Annotated in this window: 5 protein-coding genes and 1 rRNA gene; 3 read left to right on the top strand and 3 right to left on the bottom strand. The window is 41.2% G+C overall.

All coding sequences use genetic code 11. The features are described from left to right. From rrf to ACJ28U_RS00315, 3 genes are all read left to right on the top strand, one after another. A 5S ribosomal RNA gene (gene rrf, locus ACJ28U_RS00325) occupies window positions 1-97 on the top strand; the annotation flags it as partial. Between the two features lie 134 nt (window positions 98-231). Continuing rightward, window positions 232-846, top strand: a complete 615-nt coding sequence (locus tag ACJ28U_RS00320; RefSeq protein ID WP_407618024.1) for a TrmH family RNA methyltransferase — start codon at window positions 232-234, stop codon at window positions 844-846. Between the two features lie 142 nt (window positions 847-988). Beyond that, complete coding sequence (locus tag ACJ28U_RS00315) at window positions 989-1,462, top strand: ASCH domain-containing protein (RefSeq protein WP_010369827.1); 474 nt, start codon at window positions 989-991, stop codon at window positions 1,460-1,462. Between the two features lie 44 nt (window positions 1,463-1,506). On the opposite strand, the gene ACJ28U_RS00310 is transcribed toward ACJ28U_RS00315, so the two are convergent. The 3 genes from ACJ28U_RS00310 to ACJ28U_RS00300 form a co-directional block, all read right to left on the bottom strand. Continuing rightward, entirely contained in the window at window positions 1,507-2,133 is a 627-nt protein-coding gene (locus ACJ28U_RS00310) for a GyrI-like domain-containing protein (protein ID WP_407618023.1), read from the bottom strand. After that, a complete protein-coding gene (locus ACJ28U_RS00305; RefSeq protein ID WP_407618022.1) occupies window positions 2,123-2,998 on the bottom strand; it encodes an alpha/beta hydrolase fold domain-containing protein in 876 nt (291 codons plus the stop codon). Before ACJ28U_RS00305 ends, ACJ28U_RS00310 begins: the two co-directional genes overlap by 11 nt. A 105-nt stretch (window positions 2,999-3,103) precedes the next feature. Then, on the bottom strand, window positions 3,104-3,490 hold the full coding sequence (locus ACJ28U_RS00300; protein WP_099087731.1) for a hypothetical protein: 387 nt from the start codon (window positions 3,488-3,490) through the stop codon (window positions 3,104-3,106). Window positions 3,491-3,857: the final 367 nt, after the last annotated feature.

The raw sequence follows: 3,857 nt of genomic DNA, 5'->3' as shown, positions 1-3,857 counted from the left end.
GGTCACACCTGTTCCCATACCGAACACAGAAGTTAAGCTCAATAGCGCCGAAAGTAGTTGGAGGATCGCTTCCTGCGAGGATAGGACGTCGCGATGCAACTTGAAACCACACCCAACTCGGGTGTGGTTTTCTTTTTGTCTAAAATAAAGTAGACTGAAAATGCGCTCACAAAACATTGGGTGCATTAACTAACAATTTGAACAGAAATACAGTTAAAGAGATATAGAAAAATGAGCAAGATTGATTTAAAAAATGCGATTGACTACCGTAACTTGGGTGATGATTTTAAAGGCATGACGAACGAAGATATCATGCAAGCTTTAGACCAACGGCGTGGTTATATGATTACAGCGCTTCAAAATTTAACTCACGATTTCAATAAGGCAACGGCTGTCCGTAACCACAACGCATTTTCAGGGCGCGAGATTGTCTTCTTAAATCCTGAAAATCCAATGGATCCGGAAAATGAAGAAGGCGCTAAGAAGTGGAATAAGACCGGAGCTGTTGGTGCGCAACATTACGAGCACATTTCGCATCACAAGATTACGGATTATCAAAAATTATTTGATCAATGGCACGCGGAAGGTTATACCATCTATGCGGTTGATAATACGCCGGGCTATGAATTACACAACGTGTTTGAAACAGTCTTGCCGGAGAAAAGTGTTTTCTTGTTTGGGGAAGAACAAATTGGTTTGGCTGATGAATTGATTCAAGCTGCGGATGCGATGATTTACATTCCACAAACTGGCTCAGTTCGTTCACTCAACGTATCTGTTGCACATGGTATTATTGCTGCTTTGTATACGGCCCAGCATCCAGTGCCTGAAGCACCAGCCGATTAGGCCTTAGACATATTAACAGACAGTCTATAAACTGAGCACGACAACATGACGTGCTCAGTTTTTTGTTGTTGACTGAAAATCAAATCACAAATAGGCATAAAATCGGTGGATTTGGTAGACTGAAATGGTTAAGGGGGACAACATGACAGATAACGTTACAAAATATTGGGAACAATTTAAGACGGACATGAATGAACCAACGGCTGTGTTTGGTTCAGCTTGGGCGTTTGGTAAAGGGTCACAGCAAGCTGATGACTTGGCACGTTTGACATTAACAGGTATTAAGACTGCAACGGCAAGCGCATATGAGTTATATCAACTTGAGAATGAACCAATCCCGGTTGCTAAGCAGGGTTATGATGTTTTGCTTAACGGGGCAGGAGAACCAGTGGCAATTATTTGCACGACTAATGTTGAAGTGCGCAAGTATGCTGATGTTGATGAGCGCCATGCTTATGCAGAAGGTGAAGGTGATCGCAGTTTGGCATACTGGCGACAAGTTCATGAACCATTTTTTAGAGCAGAGTTTGCAGAAGCTGGTGAGTTACTAGACTTAACGCGTTTGCATGTTGTTTTGGAAGAGCTGACTGTTATTTATAGTGAGCCCTTACGATAGCAAAAATAAAGACCCCACTGACGTAGCAAGCGTTGGTGGGGTCTTTATTTAGGTGCAACGTTTATTTGCAGAATCGTTTTAAGCCGATCGGGGGCAGTTCGACGAGCATCACTTAAATAGATTTCAGTGTGCGCTTTGGAAGTTCGCTGTAACTGCTGGTCTTCTAAGAACATTGTTAAGTAATCAAATGTTCTTTGTTCTTCTTCATAAGGACCAACGTGTAACATTTGCACAACCTCTTGTGCCGGCAGACTAATGATAGTAACCTTTCGTACAAGATTGTCTTCAGTCTGTTGTTGTTTAGTTGCTAAAATCGTTTTGGCTAATGCTAAGGGAACAAAATCAGGTATCATGATTCGTAATGTATACACGAAATCTGTCTTGGCCCAGTTTCCACGGTTAATTGCCGCTTCGGAGATGGACCAATCGCCACAGAGCGGTGGCACAACATAGTCAGTATAGTGACTATCATGAGGGGACATTTGTTTATAAGCCATTTTGATTGGATAAGCAATCGCATAGAGTGCGGCGATGTGATCACCAAAGTTCACGGTGTTTGGATCGCCGGTGCCAACGATTGCTAAATAAGAGTGACTAGGTACAGTTAGTAAGGCCGGACGCCGGGTTTTGTTTAGTTCTGGCTTACCATCTTTTTTCAAATCATATTTCATCAGTTTGCCCCATCAGAAAATCATAAATATCACGCTTGACCGAGGAGTTCCGGGTTAGTGGCCAAATTGGATAGGCATGTGGTAATCCTTCTCCTTCAATGTAAGTCACATTTGCCGCGAATTTTTTGGCAAAGAGTCGGTTGTCAGGATTAGTTAAATCACGTGTACCACTAATAAGTAAGATACGTTGGTTATCAAAATTACCATATAGCGGTGATACCACGGCATCTTGTAGGCTATGATGTTCACTAATGACTTTAATGACATCAGGCATCGCAGGTAAGGATAGAACTGGATCGTGTTTGGCAATTGTTTTGATGTCAGGATTAGATAAAGTCATATCAACCATAGGACTGATAGCAACGATTTTCCTAATAGGCAAAGCTTCAATTAATTGTGTATATCCTAAGGCTAATTGCGCGCCGGAGCTATCACCAATTAAACTAATGTTAGCCTCAGGAAAGTCATGATGTAATTCCCAAATAGCGTCTTGCATGCGTTCGTAAATGTCATCCAAATTTGCGTTTGGCACGAGAGGATAGTCTAAGACTGCAACCGGTATATTAGTATGACTGACGATATCACTGATAAAATGCCAGTGGTAGGCAGTAATCGGTTCGATGAAGCCGCCGCCGTGTAGATAAAGGCCAATATCTGTTGTTGTTTTAATATCGCAACGACGAGGGGCCATAATATCTAGGTAGTCGTGGTGGCTGATATCGTAGTCACGGCGCATTTTCGCACTCGGATCGGCTGCAATTGCAGGTTTTTCGGCCAACTCTTCCCAGAATGCTTGGCCAGATAACTGCCAAACATGATTGAGACCAAGTAACCGACTACCGAAAACAAAGAGTTGCTTATACATTGGTAAGTGTCCTTTCTCTGATTTGTGTTCAGCGTACCAAACTAAAATGAGGATTACGCGCAAAAAAAGCCCCCAGTTATTGAATAACTAGGGGCTTTTATAAGATTAGAGCAAAAGTTCAAACTCTAGGTTATTGTACTGATCGCGTTCGCGAATTTGACGATAACCGAATTCTTGATCTTCACGTACCAATAAATCGGTGTGCCAAGTAATCTTATCAGCGAAAGAAGCAAACATGTCTTCCTTCAATTGATTGATTAACGCGAGGAACTTTGTTGCTTCGTCGGCGGTCATTGATGCATATAGACGTTCGTCGTTACCGTACTTCTTTGAGTTACGCTTCAACATGACATTCATTACCTGACGTGTGTATGCGGGGTTACGATTCAAACGAACATTAACGTTGATGTGATTATAGTGGAAGTCACGACTGTATTGTAGCAACATTGCCAAGAATTCAGCTGCGTCCACCTTTTCTGCTTTATTTGCCATATATATTTCCTTACTTCGTTTATAACTGTTACCAGTATATCACGGTATAGAAAATGCGTAAGGCAAAGTTCTGAAAATTGGGGGTTGCATTCGTGTTATGAACGAGGTAATATATTTAAGTTGTCTTTTGAAAGGAAGCAACAAAAAATATGCTTCAACAAAGTTGTTGACATATTAAAAAGCATTCTGTATTATATATTAAGTCGTCTCAGAGATATGAAATATTTGTGAACGACGTATGAAAATTGATTGAAATTAGTTGTTGACAATTTCTTCTTTCTTCTGTAATATAGATTAAGTCGTCAAGGCGACTAAGTAGGTCGTTGAAAACTGAATATCGTTTCGATGAAACAAATGTGTAGGGTCA

Origin of the sequence: Weissella sp. MSCH1 (assembly GCF_045799135.1) — a bacterium.
Lineage (GTDB): Bacteria > Bacillota > Bacilli > Lactobacillales > Lactobacillaceae > Weissella.
Note: the sequence above shows the minus strand (reverse complement) of the source record. Positions and strands in the feature narration are given on the sequence as shown.

Coding starts and splice junctions, on each gene's coding strand:
- ACJ28U_RS00305 (WP_407618022.1), bottom strand. CDS start 2,998: ATGTATAAGCAACTCTTTGTTTTCGGTAGTCGGTTACTTGGTCTCAAT.
- ACJ28U_RS00315 (WP_010369827.1), top strand. CDS start 989: ATGACAGATAACGTTACAAAATATTGGGAACAATTTAAGACGGACATG.
- ACJ28U_RS00320 (WP_407618024.1), top strand. CDS start 232: ATGAGCAAGATTGATTTAAAAAATGCGATTGACTACCGTAACTTGGGT.
- ACJ28U_RS00300 (WP_099087731.1), bottom strand. CDS start 3,490: ATGGCAAATAAAGCAGAAAAGGTGGACGCAGCTGAATTCTTGGCAATG.
- ACJ28U_RS00310 (WP_407618023.1), bottom strand. CDS start 2,133: ATGAAATATGATTTGAAAAAAGATGGTAAGCCAGAACTAAACAAAACC.